At 68.9% G+C, this 15,605-nt stretch carries 12 protein-coding genes; 7 read left to right on the forward strand and 5 right to left on the reverse strand.

Annotation, left to right across the window (positions count from 1 at the left end; translation table 11 throughout):
• Positions 1-112 precede the first annotated feature (112 nt).
• Both IEW87_RS09585 and IEW87_RS09590 read left to right on the forward strand, forming a co-directional pair.
• Complete coding sequence (locus IEW87_RS09585; RefSeq protein WP_188712009.1) at positions 113-1,006, forward strand: hypothetical protein; 894 nt, start codon at positions 113-115, stop codon at positions 1,004-1,006.
• 122 nt (positions 1,007-1,128) lie between these two features.
• The gene (locus IEW87_RS09590; protein ID WP_188712010.1) at positions 1,129-1,854 is read left to right on the forward strand and encodes a hypothetical protein; all 726 of its coding nucleotides are present in this window, start codon (positions 1,129-1,131) and stop codon (positions 1,852-1,854) included.
• 92 nt (positions 1,855-1,946) lie between these two features.
• Here IEW87_RS09590 and gdhA read toward each other — a convergent pair whose 3' ends face one another.
• Positions 1,947-3,290 (reverse strand): NADP-specific glutamate dehydrogenase, encoded by a 1,344-nt coding sequence (gene gdhA / locus IEW87_RS09595; protein WP_188712011.1) that lies wholly within the window; start codon positions 3,288-3,290, stop codon positions 1,947-1,949.
• Between the two features lie 230 nt (positions 3,291-3,520).
• Positions 3,521-5,014 (reverse strand): deoxyguanosinetriphosphate triphosphohydrolase family protein, encoded by a 1,494-nt coding sequence (locus IEW87_RS09600; RefSeq protein WP_229731069.1) that lies wholly within the window; start codon positions 5,012-5,014, stop codon positions 3,521-3,523.
• A gap of 93 nt (positions 5,015-5,107) precedes the next feature.
• Here IEW87_RS09600 and helR point away from each other — a divergent pair, with 93 nt between their 5' ends.
• Genes helR through IEW87_RS09615 form a run of 3 tightly spaced genes read left to right on the forward strand, consistent with a single transcriptional unit; the run spans position 5,108 to position 8,332 of the window.
• Positions 5,108-7,246, forward strand: a complete 2,139-nt coding sequence (gene helR, locus IEW87_RS09605) for an RNA polymerase recycling motor ATPase HelR (protein WP_188712811.1) — start codon at positions 5,108-5,110, stop codon at positions 7,244-7,246.
• Positions 7,247-7,286: 40 nt separating this feature from the next.
• Complete coding sequence (locus IEW87_RS09610) at positions 7,287-7,847, forward strand: DnaJ family domain-containing protein (RefSeq protein ID WP_188712013.1); 561 nt, start codon at positions 7,287-7,289, stop codon at positions 7,845-7,847.
• A gap of 35 nt (positions 7,848-7,882) precedes the next feature.
• Positions 7,883-8,332, forward strand: coding sequence for a hypothetical protein (locus IEW87_RS09615; protein ID WP_188712014.1), 450 nt, complete (start codon positions 7,883-7,885; stop codon positions 8,330-8,332).
• 12 nt (positions 8,333-8,344) lie between these two features.
• Here IEW87_RS09615 and IEW87_RS09620 read toward each other — a convergent pair whose 3' ends face one another.
• The gene (locus IEW87_RS09620) at positions 8,345-11,032 is read right to left on the reverse strand and encodes an ATP-dependent RNA helicase (RefSeq protein ID WP_188712738.1); all 2,688 of its coding nucleotides are present in this window, start codon (positions 11,030-11,032) and stop codon (positions 8,345-8,347) included.
• Positions 11,033-11,172: 140 nt separating this feature from the next.
• Here IEW87_RS09620 and IEW87_RS09625 point away from each other — a divergent pair, with 140 nt between their 5' ends.
• Positions 11,173-11,970 carry an LLM class F420-dependent oxidoreductase gene (locus IEW87_RS09625; RefSeq protein ID WP_188712015.1) on the forward strand — a complete coding sequence of 266 codons (798 nt, stop codon included), beginning with the start codon at positions 11,173-11,175 and terminating at the stop codon, positions 11,968-11,970.
• 158 nt (positions 11,971-12,128) lie between these two features.
• On the opposite strand, the gene IEW87_RS09630 is transcribed toward IEW87_RS09625, so the two are convergent.
• Positions 12,129-12,980, reverse strand: coding sequence for a hypothetical protein (locus IEW87_RS09630; RefSeq protein WP_188712016.1), 852 nt, complete (start codon positions 12,978-12,980; stop codon positions 12,129-12,131).
• 37 nt (positions 12,981-13,017) lie between these two features.
• Entirely contained in the window at positions 13,018-13,791 is a 774-nt protein-coding gene (locus IEW87_RS09635) for a class I SAM-dependent methyltransferase (protein ID WP_188712017.1), read from the reverse strand.
• Positions 13,792-13,859: 68 nt separating this feature from the next.
• On the opposite strand from IEW87_RS09635, the gene IEW87_RS09640 reads away from it, so the two are divergent.
• On the forward strand, positions 13,860-15,581 hold the full coding sequence (locus tag IEW87_RS09640; protein ID WP_188712018.1) for an HNH endonuclease signature motif containing protein: 1,722 nt from the start codon (positions 13,860-13,862) through the stop codon (positions 15,579-15,581).
• The last annotated feature ends 24 nt before the right edge of the window (positions 15,582-15,605 follow it).

The raw sequence follows: 15,605 nt of genomic DNA on the forward strand, positions 1-15,605 counted from the left end.
TCGGATCCGGGAACGACCAATTACGCCGCCGAAGCGCGGCGGCCTGTGACCTTGCTATGCTCAGTTTCGTTGACGGATGCCAGAGGGCGCCGACCAGGGGGAGAAGAGCGATATGGGCGACGCCACGCGCGGCAGTACGCAGCACCCGGTGACCACGCATTCGGGGCCACCGGCGGCATCGGCGCCCTCGCCGCCTGCCGCGCCGCGGGGGAGCCGCGGGGCGCTCTGGTTGGGGATCATCGCGATCGTTGCTGGCGTCGCTGGACTGACCATCGCGTTTCTGCCTGCTCCGTTCGAGCTCCGCATGGCCTTCGTGATCGGAGGCATCGTGGTGGCGATCGCCGGGGTCGTCGCGGCGATCATCGCGCTGCGGAAGAGGGCGCCCAAGGGCGTCGCTCTCACGGGTCTCATCCTGAGCGCGGTCGTGGCCGTGATCACGACCGCGTTCCTCGTCTTGAGTGTGATCGCCGAGTATCAGATCGAGGCGATGGTCCAGCGCAACGCGGAAGAACAGCAAAGCCGCCTTGCGCAGGAGCAGGCCGAGGAGACTGCGATCTTCGAGCAATCGGAATGGCTCTCAGACGCGCGCGCGGAGGCCGTTAAGTCCGACTTCGCCGCGGTCGACGCCGCGACGTTGGAAGAGATCCTCGCCGCGCCCGACGCATACGCGGAACAGGGAATCGTCGTCGACGTGTCTCAGATCCTTCCTCTCACCTCGGATTCGATGGCGGCGGAAGGGCTGTGCCTGACCGAGGCGACGATCGCTCCGGCGGACGGTTCGGAACTCGAGCGCATGCCACGCATCGGCATCGTCGATCGCGGCACCGCGGAGCACTGCGAGTTCATCGACGGGCCGTTCGAGGCAGGGGCTGACACAGGGGATATCGGTGGCTTCCTTGAGAACTTCGGCGAGAGGACACGTGTGTGGCTCGCGCCGACGGGAACGGTCCCGATGCAGGACCAGGACGAGCTCCCGCTCTTTACGCTCATGGGGGTCGTGGAGTGACGTCACATGCTCCTCTCGAGCCGGCATCACCGCCGCCAGCAACGTCTCGACAGAGTCGCAGTCCGCTCTGGTGGGGAGTCGCCGCGATTGTCGCCGGCATCCTGGGACCGGTCGTCGCATTGATGCCCATCCTCCACGAGTTCCGCGTCGTGCTCGTGGTCGCCGGTGTCGTGATCGCGACGGGTGGCGTCATCGCGGCGATCGTCGCGCTCCGGAAAAAGGCTCCCAAGGGTGTTGCCATCACCGGGGTCGCGTTGAGCGGCGTCATCGCCCTGGTGATGAGCGGGTTCTTCGCCCTGGTCCTCATCGAGGAGAATCGGGCCGACGCGCTCTATCAGCGCGCGGTCGAGGAGGCAGCAGCTCAGCGCGCAGAAGAGCTTGCTGCCGAGGCGGCGATCTTCGAGAAGTCGGAGTGGCTGGAAGACGCGCGTGCGAACGCCAAGGAGTCCGACTTCGTCCCCGTCGGCGCCACGCAGCTGACCGCGATCCTGAACGATCCCGAGCGACACGAGGGTCAGGACATCATCGTGGATGCACTGATGCCCGCCCCGCTCATGGCAGAGGCGGAGGAGGCAGAAGGGTTGTGCATGATCCTGACGACCCTCTCGCCGACGGACGGATCTTCACTCGAGTACGCCGCCGAAGTCGTCATGGTCGATCGCGGCATCCCGACACACTGCGAGTTCTTTCAGGGGCCGGTCGACAGAGAGGGCGCAACGGAGGAACTCACCGACTGGGCGGGAGAGTACCGAGGCGAGAGTCGCGTGTGGCTGTCGATGAGCGGCACGACCACCGTAGATGGTGTCGACGGGATCCCGCTGTTCCATCTCATTCGCGTCGAGGAGTGACGACGACCGCGCGCGTTCGTTGATGCGGACGACGCCCGAAAAGGGTGCGGCCGGTGGGATGTCCCACCGGCCGCATCCCTGAGTCGAATCGATCAGATGACGCCGAAGGCCATCATCGCGTCGGCGACCTTGCGGAAGCCCGCCACGTTCGCGCCGATGACGTAGTTGCCGGGCCGACCGAATTCTTCCGCGGTCTCGAGCGCATTCTGGTGAATGCCGCGCATGATGTCGGTCAGCCGCTCCTCGGTGTAGGCGAACGACCACGCGTCACGCGACGCGTTCTGCTGCATCTCGAGCGCACTGGTGGCGACGCCTCCGGCGTTCGCCGCCTTGCCCGGCCCGAAGGCGATGCCCGCGTCCTGGAAGATATCGACGGCCTTCGGCGTGCAGGGCATGTTCGCGCCCTCCGAGACGGCACGCACGCCGTTCTTCACGAGCGCGATGGCGTCGTTCTCGTGCAGCTCATTCTGCGTCGCGGACGGGATGGCGACGTCGCCCGGAACCTCCCAGACCGAACCGCCGGCGACGTAGTGCGCACGGCCGCCGCGGCGGTCGACGTACTCGCTGATGCGCCCCCGTTCGACCTCCTTGATCTGCTTCAGCAGTCCGAGGTCGATGCCATCCTCGTCCACGACGTATCCGCTCGAGTCGGACGCGGTGATCGCCGTGCCGCCGAGCTGGTGGACCTTCTCGATCGCGTAGAGGGCGACGTTCCCGGATCCCGACACGATCGCCGTGCGCCCGTCGAGGCTCTCACCGCGCGCCGCCAGCATCTCCTGCGCGAAGATCGTGGCGCCGTACCCGGTCGCCTCCTTGCGCACGAGCGATCCACCCCAGTCGAGTCCCTTACCGGTGAGCACTCCTGCCTCGTAGCGGTTCGTGAGGCGCTTGTACTGACCGAACAGGTAGCCGATCTCGCGCGCTCCCACACCGATGTCACCCGCGGGGACGTCGGTGTGCTCACCGATGTGGCGGTGCAGCTCGGTCATGAACGACTGGCAGAAGCGCATGACCTCGCCGTCGGACTTGCCTGCCGGGTCGAAGTCACTGCCGCCCTTGCCGCCGCCGATCGGCAGCCCGGTGAGGGAGTTCTTGAAGATCTGCTCGAAGCCGAGGAACTTCACGATGCCGAGGTTGACCGACTCGCGGAATCGCAGGCCGCCCTTGTACGGTCCGAGCGCGGAGTTGAACTGCACGCGGAAACCGCGGTTGACCTGGACGTTGCCCTCGTCGTCCACCCAGGACACGCGGAAGATGATCTGCCGTTCGGGCTCGCACAGACGCGTCAGGATCGCCATGTCGTTGTACTCGGGGTGCCGCTCCTGCACCACGGCGAGCGAATCGAACACTTCGTGGACGGCCTGGTGGAACTCGGGCTCGCCGGGATTCCGGGCGAGGACAGTATCGAGCGTGGTCTGAAGGGTGGAACCGAGCATAGAGATCCTTTCTGCGCGCAGATGGCGCGGCAGACCATTAAGTCAATCGACGGAGACGAGGCCACCCGGGGTGTGATCAGCTCTTGTGAAGCCAACGGTGCTCATCGTCGAAGCGCCCGCGCGCGCGATTCGCCGCAGACCAAGTCCGCGGGCAAGTCTATGCCCCGAATGGGGGGCCGTCGCAACGTGAGCAGCAGAAGACGTGCGCTCACCCGAGGCAATCGCGTCGTTCAGAGCCCCTGTCCGGCCTCCCACAGACGCTCGGTCTGACCACGGAGAAGCGCGTCGAGCTGTATCGCCTGGGCATCGGTGAGCGACGAGACGTAGTCGATGATCCCGCGGCCGACCGACCAGCGCTGCAGCTCGGCGTCGTTCTGCGTCGTCAGGAGATCGGGCCGCGCTTTGCGAGCTTGGAAGTAGTCCTCGGTCGCCAGGTCGACGAGGTCGAGCAGGCGTCGCGGCGCCCTTCTGACGTCGTACGGGTCGTCCAGCCAGGCCGTCAGCCCGTCGACCAGGCGTTCGAGCACGCTCGCCTGCCCACGCTGGTACACGGCGAGATCGGGCCGGTCGAGGATGAATCGCTCGTGCAGGAACTTCAGCACGGCAACCTCGTGCCAGGCCGTGCGATCGAGGCTGACGTGGCCCGAGCGGTGCGCGGGGTCGCGGTGCACCTCGATCGACGACTGCAGGTGGTGGATCCATTCGGTCGTGAAGCGCGCGAGCGAGCGGTCGGCGGCGAGGGACCCGTCGAACGGCACGGTGAGCAGGCCCTCGATGACCTCGTCGTTCACGCGCGCAACCGCCGCGTCGAACGCGTCGGCATCGGCGATCCACGGATCGCGGTCGGCGAGGCGTCGCCAGAGCAGCTCGAGCGCGTGGCCGGGCACCCTCGGCTGCGCCGCGAGCGCGGCAGAGTCGAGAGTGCGCAGATTCGCGACCTCACGGCGCCACGCGTGGAACTCGCCAGCGATCGTGGCTTGATTGAGGAGCCCCGCGCGATAGAAGTCGTCGAGATCGTGGAGCGAATAGGCGATGTCGTCGGCGATGTCCATCACCGAGCACTCGAGCGTCTGCTGTCCGCTGTCGATCGCGGGATATGCGCCGAGCGCATCCTCGGCGTCATGCAGGTCTACGGCGTACATCGAGTACTTGCCGCTCGCGGCCCCGCGGCGCGTTCCGCCGTCGCCGCGCAGCCACGGGTACTTCAGCACCGCCGCACGGACGGCGCGCGTGAGGTTCAGTCCGACGCCGGGCGTGTTGTGTTCGTCGAGACGTGCCAGGATCCGGTACGTCTGCGCGTTTCCCTCGAAGCCCTCGGTCAGCTGGAAGCGTCCGCGCGCCAGTCGGTCGAGCGTCTGCTCTCCGAGATGACCGAACGGCGGGTGTCCGACGTCGTGCGCCGCCGACGCCGCCTGGACGACGACCGGATGGCAGCCGCCGAGGTCGGCGACGACCTCGCCCATGGCGCCCTCGTCGCGGTGAAGGTGCATGGCGATGGCGCGCGCGACGGCCGACACCTTCACGGAATGCGTGAGCCGGTTGTGCACGGCGAGGCCCGCGCCCGTCTGCGCGATCACCTGCGTGACGGCCGACAGACGCGAGAAGTACGGCGAGAAGCGGATGCGCTCGATGTCGACGCGGAAGTGCGGGTTGTCTTCGGCAAGCTGGAACTCATCGAGCGCTTCTTCGGCGCGACGTCCCGTGCGCGGATCGTGGCTCATCATGGGCCCATCCTGTCGCATTCCCGGCCGCAGGTCACCGCGGGCGCGCCACCCTCTCGGCGCCTGCCGTCACAGAATGCCGCAGAATGGAGCAACGTGACTGATCCCGCATCTGCCTCCCGCCGCACGCAGAACCGTTCGTCGTCGCCCGCGCCGACGCTCGATTCGACCGATGATGCGCGCCTGCGTGAGATCGACCGCGCGCTCGAGGCGGCGCGCGCGGACGTCGAGCGACGTCTCTCCGACGTGCGTCGTGCGGACGGAGGCGCGGGCCAGGACGCCATGGACCGCGATATCGCCGTGCATCGTCTGGTGTCGCGTCAAACCGTCCTGCGTCGCTTCACCCGAGACCTGTGTCTCGGCAAGATCGTGCCGGCGGACGGCGGCGAGGAGCTCTACATCGGTCGCACCGGACTCGTCTCTCCCGAGGGGAAGCGTCTGCTCGTGGACTGGCGCGCGCCGGCCGCCGAGCCGTTCTTCGGGGCCACACACGAGGATCCGACGGGGCTCGCGATGCGGCGACGCTTCCTCTGGCAGCTCGGGCACGTCGTCGACTTCTGGGACGAGGTGTTCGACCCGCAGCTGCCGACCGATTCGCGCGCGCTCGACGAGCACTCCGCGTTCATCCGGAGCCTCGGCGGATCCCGCTCGCCCCGAATGCGTGACGTACTCGGAACCATCCAGGCCGATCAGGACCGCATCATCCGCGCGGCCTCCCGCGACGCGCTCGTGGTCGACGGCGGGCCGGGCACGGGCAAGACCGTGGCGGCGCTCCACCGCGCGGCCTACCTGCTGTACGCTGACGCGCGCGTGTCGCGGACGGGCGGAGGCGTGCTGTTCCTCGGACCGAATGACCGTTACCTCTCGTACGTCGACGACGTGCTGCCGAGCCTCGGCGAGGACAGCGTGCGAATCGCCACGCTGCGCCGCCTCGTCGCCGAGGGAGCGGATGCGTCGGCCGAACCGGATCCGCGGGTGGCGGCGATCAAGGGACGGACCGAGTGGGAGCAGACGATCGCCGCAATCGTGCGCGAGTACGAACGCGTTCCCGACGAGCCGACGGTCGTGGCGACATCGTGGGCAGACATCGATATCGAACCGGACGAATGGGCCGAAGCTTTCGAGGCGGCCGACGACGGGACGCCCCATAATGAGGCACGGGAGACGGTGTGGAACGAGCTGCTCGATCTGGTCACAGCGAAGGTGACCGAGATGCCGCCGCACCTTGCTCGGCGAGAGCTCGAGCATCACACGGGCCTGCGCGAGATGTTCGACGCCGTCTGGCCGATGCTGTCGCCGGCCGGGCTGGTCGCCGCGCTGTGGACCTCGCCGTCACTCATCGCGGGTCACGCCGCGTGGCTGCCGGATGACGACGCCGAGCGGATCCGCCGCACGGACGGCACGGCCTGGACGCTCGCCGATCTTCCGTTGCTGGACGCAGCGCGCGACCTCATCGGCGATCCGGCGGCCACAGAGCGCCGCCTCGCACACGCGCGCGCCCTCACCGCGGAACGCGAGCGGATCGAAACCGTCGTGGAGTACCTGCACGATGCGGACGAGGACGGAGAGGGCACGTCGCTGATGCTCGACGCCTCGGACATGCAGGAGCGCCTGATTGACCCGGGCGCGTTGCCTACCCTCCCCACCGACGCCCTCGCCGGCCCGTTCGCACACGTGATCGTGGATGAGGCGCAGGAGCTGTCGCCCGCGGAATGGCGCATGCTGATCCGGCGGTGCCCGTCGAAGAGCTTCACGGTCGTGGGGGATCGCGCGCAGGCACGCCACGGATTCACTGAGACGTGGCAGGAGCGACTGACCTCGCTGGGGATCGCCCGGTCGACGCTCGCGGAGCTGACGATCAACTACCGCACGCCCGCGGAGATCATGGCGGAGGCGGCGCCGGTCATCCGTGCGGCTCTCCCGGACGCGAACGTGCCGACGTCGGTGCGCGAGACGGGCCGCCCCGTCCTCCACGCGCGGGCGGGAGATCTCGCAGGCATCCTCGAGCGATGGCTCGGCGAGCACGACGAAGGCGTGGCGTGCGTGATCGGATCCGCCGACGTGCCGCCGCTTCCGCGCGTCACGGCGCTGACGCCGCCGGAGGCGAAGGGGCTCGAGTTCGACCTCGTCGTGCTCGTGGACCCCGACTCCTTCGGCGACGGCGTCACGGGTGCGGTCGATCGCTACGTCGCGATGACACGTGCCACCTCGGACCTCGTGATCCTCACCTCCTGACCGCCTACCGGGCCAGGGCGGCGCGGCGTATGCTGACGGCATGTCGGATCCGCGTGCAGACGCTGCGCGATACCGCGCGGAACGAGACGGAGAGTCCGAAGAGCAGCACACCGGACCGCCGCAGTGGACGACGCGCGAAGAGCGGATCTCGGCGGTCGAAGCGTCGATTCAGCTGGCGATGCGCCGCGGTGAGTTCGACAACCTGCCGGGCGCGGGCAAGCCGATCGACGGGCTTGACGGGGGACATGACCCTGACTGGTGGATTCGGCGGAAGATCGAGCGCGAGAATCTCACGGGTCTGGCACCGCCGGCGATCCAATTGCGAAACGAACACCGTGCAATGGAGGCCACGCTCGATGAGTTCTCGCGCGAAGAGGACGTGCGAGCCCACCTCGAGGAGTTCAACCGCCGCGTCAAGCGGGCGCGGATGCAGTTGGAGGGCGGACCGCCCGTGGTGACGCCGCTACACGACGTCGACGACGACCTTCGGGCGTGGCGGGATCGGCGCGCGGCGCGACGCGAGCGGGTCACCGAGGAACAGCGACCCAGCGCGGTCCCGAGGCGCGGGTGGCGCCGCCGATGGCTCGGCGGCGCGCGCTGACCGGGTGTCGCACTGGACAGCGATACGCTGACGCGATGTCGAGATCCCTTGCGTTCCCGGTCCTGGCCGTCGCCGCCGTCATCCTCGCAGGATGCGCGAGCGAGCCGACCCAAGACGAATCGGATGACTGGTTCGCGTCGATCTCCGAGCGTCCGCCGATGTCCGACACAGACTTCGGCACGGGGGCTCAGGTGGGTGCGGAGCCGAACGGCGCGTCCTTCGACTGGACGGAGGAGCCGACCGACATCGCGGTGATCCGTGCGGCATGCCTCGGGGACGGGCATCGCGCGACAATCGCGTGGGAGATCACGACGGACGCCGAGGCGGACGGCCCGACCGGCGCCTCGGAGGAGGTCGAGTGCACGGGCGACTTCGTCGACCTGTCGTCGACCGCCGACGGGATGGCGGACGTCGCGAGCATCTCAGTCATGATGAGCTCCGACGGCGAGCAGATCCCGGTCGCGTTCTCGATCCTCACGGGCTGAGGTGGCCTGAGTCTAACCTCGCAGCGCGCGGTTCGTGCGCGCGGTGGCGGGCGCGGTCCACGGATCCTCGGGCCACGGGTGCTTGGGGTAGCGGCCTCGCATGTCTTTGCGGACGTCCTGATACGGGCCGTTCCAGAAGGACGCCAGGTCGTCCGTGACGGCAAGCGGTCGCCGCGCCGGGGAGAGCAGGTGGAACTGCACGGGAATGCGGCCGTCCGCAAGTCGTGGTGTTTCGGCGAGCCCGAACACCTCCTGCAGCTTCACGGCGACGACAGGGCGGGCATCGGGATCCTCGGGATACTCGATGCGCACGCTCGAGCCTGACGGCACTGCGAGGTGTTCGGGAGCGAGGGCGCCCAGTCGCGCCGCGTCTGGCCAGGGCAGGATCCGCTTCAGCGCCGTGACGAGGTCGATGTTGTGGAGTGACGGTTGCCGCAGGTCGGCGCTCAGCCACTCGTCGAGCCGGGCGACGAGGGCGCCGTCTGACACATCGGGCCACGGATCCCCGAGCGTGCGATGAAGGAGCGCGAGACGTCGCCGAAGCGAGGTCGCCGCTTCCGGCCACGCGAGGTCGCGCAGACCGTTCGCCCGCAGGTGCTCCTCGAAGGCGCCGGCGCATTCGTCGGGCTGAGGACGGGCCGGTGTCGAGGACAGTACGATCGCGCCGACGCGGCGCTCCTCGCGTACGCGGACCCGTCGTTCGGTGACCGTCGTGTGCCGGAGCGCGCGTACGCCGCCGATGCGTAGCGCATCCTGTTCGTGCATGGCCGCGGCGAGACGGATCACCGCGCCGGTCGCGTCGGCCGCCCGTCCCTCGGCGCGATGCACTTCGCAGGCGGCGATCCACTCGGATCCTGCGAGCGACGATCCCTCGGGGAGCGCGGCACGCGTCCCGCTCGCGAATACGTAGGCACGAGATCCGTCGCTCGCACGTCGCGCGATCCAGGCGGGCCGTGCGAGGGCCGCGACAACTCCTGCCGCGTGTGAGAGATCATCGGTTGGCGCAGGGCCACGAGGAACTGCGCCATCGCCCTCCTGGACTTCCGCGGTCGATGATGGCGCTTTGTTGATTGCCGAATCCGCTCCTTCGGCCGAGGGACCGGCGCGCTCGCGCGTCGGGACGGATCCATGCCCATCGGCCAGTCGCGCGAGGCGCTTCGCCTCGATGCGCCAGCGACCCGACCCGGGCTCGCCGCGTCGGAGCGCTCGGACGAGGGCGGCGAGGTCGCCGCCGGGCTCGCGGACGCCGCTCGACATCGCTGCGACGATCTCTGCTGCGGACCGGGTGTCGATCGCGCGTGCGGATCCGGGCTCGTTCTCGTCTTCGGACGCCGAGGTGGGAGCGTGCACCGCTCCCACGGCGGCGAGCAGCGCGCGTCCCTCCCGCGCCGTGATCGGCATCCGGGCGATGCGAGCCCCGAGCGGCGTGATGCGTCCGTCGTTCGTGATGAGCCCCAGCGACTCGAGCGTGGCGGTCGCCTGCCGCATCGACGCCTCGGGCGGGGGAGTGAGCATGCTCAGGCCGCGCGCTTCCGGCGTACCCCACCCGGCGAGCAGCAGCGCCGCGTCGGTGAGGTCGGCAGATTGGATCTCGGGTCCGACGTCGGGTCGGAATGCCGCGAACTCCGCTTCGCCGTACGTTCGCACGACACGTCCCGGACCCTGTCGGGCGGCGCGACCGGCACGTTGCTCCGCGCTCGCTCGTGACGCGCTGACGGTGACGAGCCCAGACATGTCGCGAGCCTGGTCTCTCCGCACCTCACGCGAGAGGCCCGCGTCGATCACCAGCCGCACCCCGGGAACCGTGAGCGAGCTCTCGGCAAGCGACGTGCTCACGACGAAGCGCGGCAACCCGGATCCGGGCTCGCGCCCCGACGTCGCACGGTCCTGCTCGCGCGCGGGCAGCTGGCCGTGCAGGGGCAGCGGATCCACGGCTGACGTGAGATCGCGGATCCGAGAGACGACCCTGTCGACGTCGCGTGCGGACGGGACGAAGACCAGCGCATCGCAGCGATCGGCGGCCTGAGCCTCCACCGCGACGCGCGCGACGTGATCGAGGAACGCGCGCGTGACGCCGCGCGCATCCAGCCGTGATCCAGCGGGCGGGGCGTAGTCGATGCGGAGAGGGTGGAGGGCAGAGGGGACCTGGACGACCGCGGCGCCGAGGAGCTCGGCGAAGGCGTCAGCATCGAGCGTCGCGGACATCGCAACGAGGCTGAAGTCGTCGCGCAGGGCGCGCACCTCGGCGAGGATCCCCAACAGGAGGTCGCCGTCGAGCGATCGCTCGTGCACCTCGTCGACGATGACGGCATCGACGCCGTCGAGTGCGGGATCCGCGAGGAGTCGCCGCAACAGGACGCCGGGCGTGACGATCTCGATCCGGGTAGCGGCCGAGACAGTGCGTTCGCCGCGGACGGTGAAGCCGACGGGTCCGCCGAGCGTGGAGCCGGCCAGCTGCGCGATTCGCCGTGCCGCCGCACGAACCGCGACACGGCGGGGCTGCGTGACGACGACGCGCCCGCTTCCGGTGCCGCCGAGGACGTTGGCGACGAGCGGGGGGACGAAGGTGGTCTTCCCTGTGCCGGGAGGCGCGGTGACGACGGCACTCCCGGTCGCGATCGCCCGTTCGAGGTCGGCGATCGCATCGGCCACGACGAGGCCCGCCCCAATCCGGCCGAGGTTGAAGAGATGCGGGCGCAAGGTCACCGTCTCATTCTCGCAGGCGACCGGCGCAGGACGACGGCTGCAACCGCGCGGACCTGGCCCTCCGACGACCTCTCGGCACAGAAGAGGCGGAGGTCACCGTATTCATGGTGGCGAGACGGCTTTACGATGGCGACATGCCTCTCCTCGACACACCGGTGCGCCTCGGCGTGCAGATCCAGCCCCAGCACCATTCGTCCTACTCCGCGATGCGCGACGCCGCGCAGCGATGCGAGGACATGGGGGTCGACATCCTCTTCAACTGGGACCACTTCGTCCCGCTCACGGGAGACCCCGACGGGACGCACTTCGAGGCGTGGACGGTGCTTGCCGCGTGGGCTGAGCAGACCGAGCGGATCGAGCTCGGCACGCTCGTGAACTGCAACGCCTACCGGAACGCCGACCTCCAGGCGGACATGGCGCGCACGATCGATCACATCTCGGCCCGGGACGGCGAGGGGCGCTTCCTCTTCGCGACGGGCTCGGGGTGGTTTGAGCGCGATTTCGACGAGTACGGGTACGAGTTCGGCACGGCCGGATCTCGTCTCGACGCCCTCGCCGACGCATTGCCGCGGATCGAGGCTCGCTGGGAGGTGCTGAACCCCGCTCCGACGCGCCGGATACCGGTCATGATCGGAGGAGCGGGCGAGAAGAAGACACTGCGGCTCGTGGCGCGGCACGCCGACATCTGGCACAGCTTCGCGGGGCCGGACACACTGCCGCACAAGCTCGACGTGATCTCGCGGTGGGCAGACACCGACGGCAACGACGCGTCACGTCTGGTGATCTCGAACGAGCTCCGCGGGAAGGGCGTGGAAGAGGCCGACGCGCTCTACGACGCCGGCGTGCGCCTGTTCACGCTGGGCGTCTCGGGCGACGACGTCGACCTGGACGCGATCCAGCGCTGGCTCGACTGGCGCGACAGCAAGAACTGACGTCAGCGTCGGCGTCGGTGCGTGCGTTGCCGCCCTTCGCCGGGCGCGCGGTTGGCGAGTGCGGTTGCGCCGTTCGAGGACGTGGAAAGGGCACCGATGCACTCGCGTATGCCACGTAGGGCGCCAATAAACGCCCCAGTGGGCGCCAACGCGGTGCGTCAGATCCCGAGCTCGGCGCGGAGCCTCGCAATGTGGCGCGCGGTGAGATCGTCCTCGGCGACGCCGTCGTCGAGCGCCGGACGCTCGCGGATCACCGCATACGGGACGTCCGGTACCTCGCCGTCGAGCCGGACATCGAGGTGGGTGACCTCGTAACCGGCCGCATGCAAGTGCTCGGCCATGTCGTAGTCCTGCCCGGAGTCTCCCGCCGTGAACCACCGTCGCGGAGGGTCCAGGCGTTCCGCGAGCAGCTCCAGCGCGCGCTGCGCTCCGAGGGCCTTGCCGCTGTCCACGTGCTCGATGTCGACGGCGATGAATGTCGGGTAGATCGACATCCGCTTCTCCTCGCCGCACTCTGAGACGCGGCGTTCTATGGCGGCGATGAGGTCAGGACGACGCGCGAGAAAGGCATCACTGGCGACTTCGACGTGCTGCTCGAAGGAGATCATGGTGCGTTTCGTGTCGTCGAAGAAGACGACGTCCGAGAACTCCTCCGCGATCGCCTGGCTCGCCGCGACGAGCCCCTCGCTCGGCGACAGGTCGTGATCTTCGTGCACGGCGCCGACGTACGCGGATCCGCCCCGATCTTCGAGTGAGAACCAGGTTCCGCCTTTCTCGCCGACGCCCCACAGCGGATCCGTCGGGGCGAGGCCCGCGCGCACGAGGCGCGGCATGATCTGATCGGCGAGGAATTCGGCGGAGCGTCCCGTGTTCAACACGACCGGACACCCCGCCGCGGCGAAGGCGACGAGGTCGTCGGCGAGACGGTCGAGACGCAGGGTGCGAGTGCGGGTGCTGGAAATCGGGCCGTCGACGTCGAGCAGGAGGCCGATCGGGGGAGTGGAGGTCACGCTTCCATCATGGCTCAGACGGATGTGCAGATCCGGCTCACGTCGCGCCGACGACGAGGAGCAACGTTGTCCCGTTCAGCCGCACCGTGTCGCCGAGCGTCGGGGCCAACGCCGAGAACAGCTCGTCGCGCACGCTCTGATCGGTGATCGCATAGCTTGAAATCGTGCCGAGAAGCCGCAGATAGCCGGCGGCCGACATCTCGTGATCCCAGGCATACGAGCGGCGGTCCGCGAGGTGCACGTCGGGATGCGCGTCGATCTCTCCGTCGGCCCACATGCGGGAGACGAGATCGCGCGGGAGATCCGGCGGCAGGTCGGGCGCTTTCTCTCCGTACACGGCGGTCACCGCGTCGAGGTCGTGATGGGCCGGGTCGAGGCTCCACGCGTTCCAGAAGAGGAAGGCGTGTCCATCGGATCCGAGCAGCGAGGCAAGGCGGCTCCATCGCGTTTCGGGGTCGGTCCAGTGGAACGACTGCGCGGCGACGACGGATTCGTAGGTCCCGTTCGGAGCCACGTCCTCGAACGTCGCCTTCCGCACGGTGACGCGGGAGGCGACGCCCTCGTGCTGGAGGCGACGCGTGAGCACGGCGATCATGTCGTTCGACGGTTCGACGGCATCCACGCGCGCGCCGCGTCGGGCGAGCTCGACCGTCGCGCGGCCGGTGCCCGCGCCGACATCGAGGATCCGCGCGCTCCAGGGGTGGCCGGCGATGCGAGCGATGTCGTCGAAGAGCGCGGGAGGATACGGCGGGCGAAACGCCTCGTAGGCGTCGGCGCCGTTCTCGAACGATCGGGCGAGTGCGCTGGTCACGTGACGATCGTATGCGGTGGGGCTGTTGGCGTCCTTCGTTTGTCAGAGGTCCGCCGTAGCGTGAGCACATGGCACAGAAGACGCACGCGGACGAGGTGGCGGGGTTCAGTCCCGAACAGCTCGACGCGGCGCGCCGTCTCGTCGATCGGATCGTCCGCGGACGAACCGAGATCGCTCGCATCGAGGCAGAGATCCTGCGTGCGATGACGGAGCTCGCTGACATCGCGCATGAGGCAGGGCGCGAGGCGCCGACATCCGACGGCCCCGAGTACACACGCCGGGCGATGGCGGCCGAGGTCGCCGCCGCGACGCGCGTGCACCCACAGACGGCGCGGGCGCAGATGGAAGACGCCGAGCGAATCACGCAGGACTATCCCCAGACGCTCCGCTCCCTCGAGCAGGGGTGTGTTTCGCTGTCTCACGCCCGCGTCATCGCTGACGCGGGGCGCAACCTCGAGCCGGGCGCTCGCGCGTCCCTCGACGCATGCGCGGTGCCGTTCGCCGAGACACGCACGCCAGGGGAGCTGCGCCGCATCACGCGCAAACAGGCGGTCGACCTCCAGACGTCATCGCCGCGCGAGCGGCACGAGGTTGCACGGCGCGACCGCCGAGTCTCGCTCACCGAGCTCGACGACGGCATGAGTGAGCTCAACGTCGTCGCCCCGACATTCGAGGTGCGCACACTGTATGACCGCCTGACGACGATGGCGAGGCGGGTGAAGATGGATCGGCGTCGTGCGCGAAGCGCATTCATCCGCGAGCACGGGCGCACGCCGGAGGAGATGGTGGCGGGCCCCGGGTATGAAAGCCCCTCGGGAACGCCCGGCGAGTCCCGTCGGTCCTCACTATCGGGCGATTTCTCACCGTCGGGCAATGCAGCACAGGCCGAAGGGCCGACGGCAACCCGAGGTTCCGTGGGGTCCGTCACGCAGCTGACCGGCCTCGCTGACGGCCTCGCGCGCGCCGATGTCGGAGCGAGCGACGTTCGTACGTTCGACCAGCTGCGCGCCGACATTCTCTGCGACCTCGTGCTGACGGCCGCACCGACAGGGCATGAGCTCCACGCATCCGACACGACGGAGGCCCTGCGCAACGTGGCCGCGAACGTGCAGGTCACGATTCCTGTCGAACAGCTGCTCGATCCGGACTCGGGCGCGAGCTGGGTTGACGACGGAGCGCTGATCTCTCCCCAAACGGCGCGTGCGGTCGCGGCCGAGGCACCGGGTTGGGACCGCCTGTTCATCCGACCGGAAAGCGGCGAGGTCGTCGCGGTCGATCGTTACAGACCGTCTTCGGAACAAAGACGCATGCTGCGCGCACGAGATATGACGTGCCGGTTTCCCGGGTGCACGACGACCGCGCGACGCAGCGACATCGACCATTCGCACGACTATGCCCGTGGCGGGCCGACCGCGGTCGAGAACCTCAGCGTGCTCTGCGAGTCGCACCACACCGTCAAGCACGTCTCCGGTTGGACGCCCGTGCAGCTCGGCGGCGGGCTGATCGAGTGGTTCAGCCCGCTGGGATACACCTATCGTGATGAGCCGCGAAGTTGTGCGTTCTTCCGCGACACGGTCGCGCGCGAGTCTGGGCGCAGTGAGCGGCTCAGTGGTGGCGAGAACGCACGGCGCGCGCATCGCGAACGACGGCGTGAGCGTCAGCGTGCCGACGAACGTCGCGCCGAGGAAAGGTCTCTCGCTGATGAACAGCGCGCCGACCGACTCGCGGAAGTGAGCTCGCCCCCGCCGTTGTGGCAATTCGACTGGGATGGCGAGAACGGACGCAGCTGATGTTCCGATGGCCGCGCCCCGAAG

The sequence above is a fragment of the Microbacterium faecale genome (genome assembly GCF_014640975.1).
GTDB classification, from domain to species: domain Bacteria; phylum Actinomycetota; class Actinomycetes; order Actinomycetales; family Microbacteriaceae; genus Microbacterium; species Microbacterium faecale.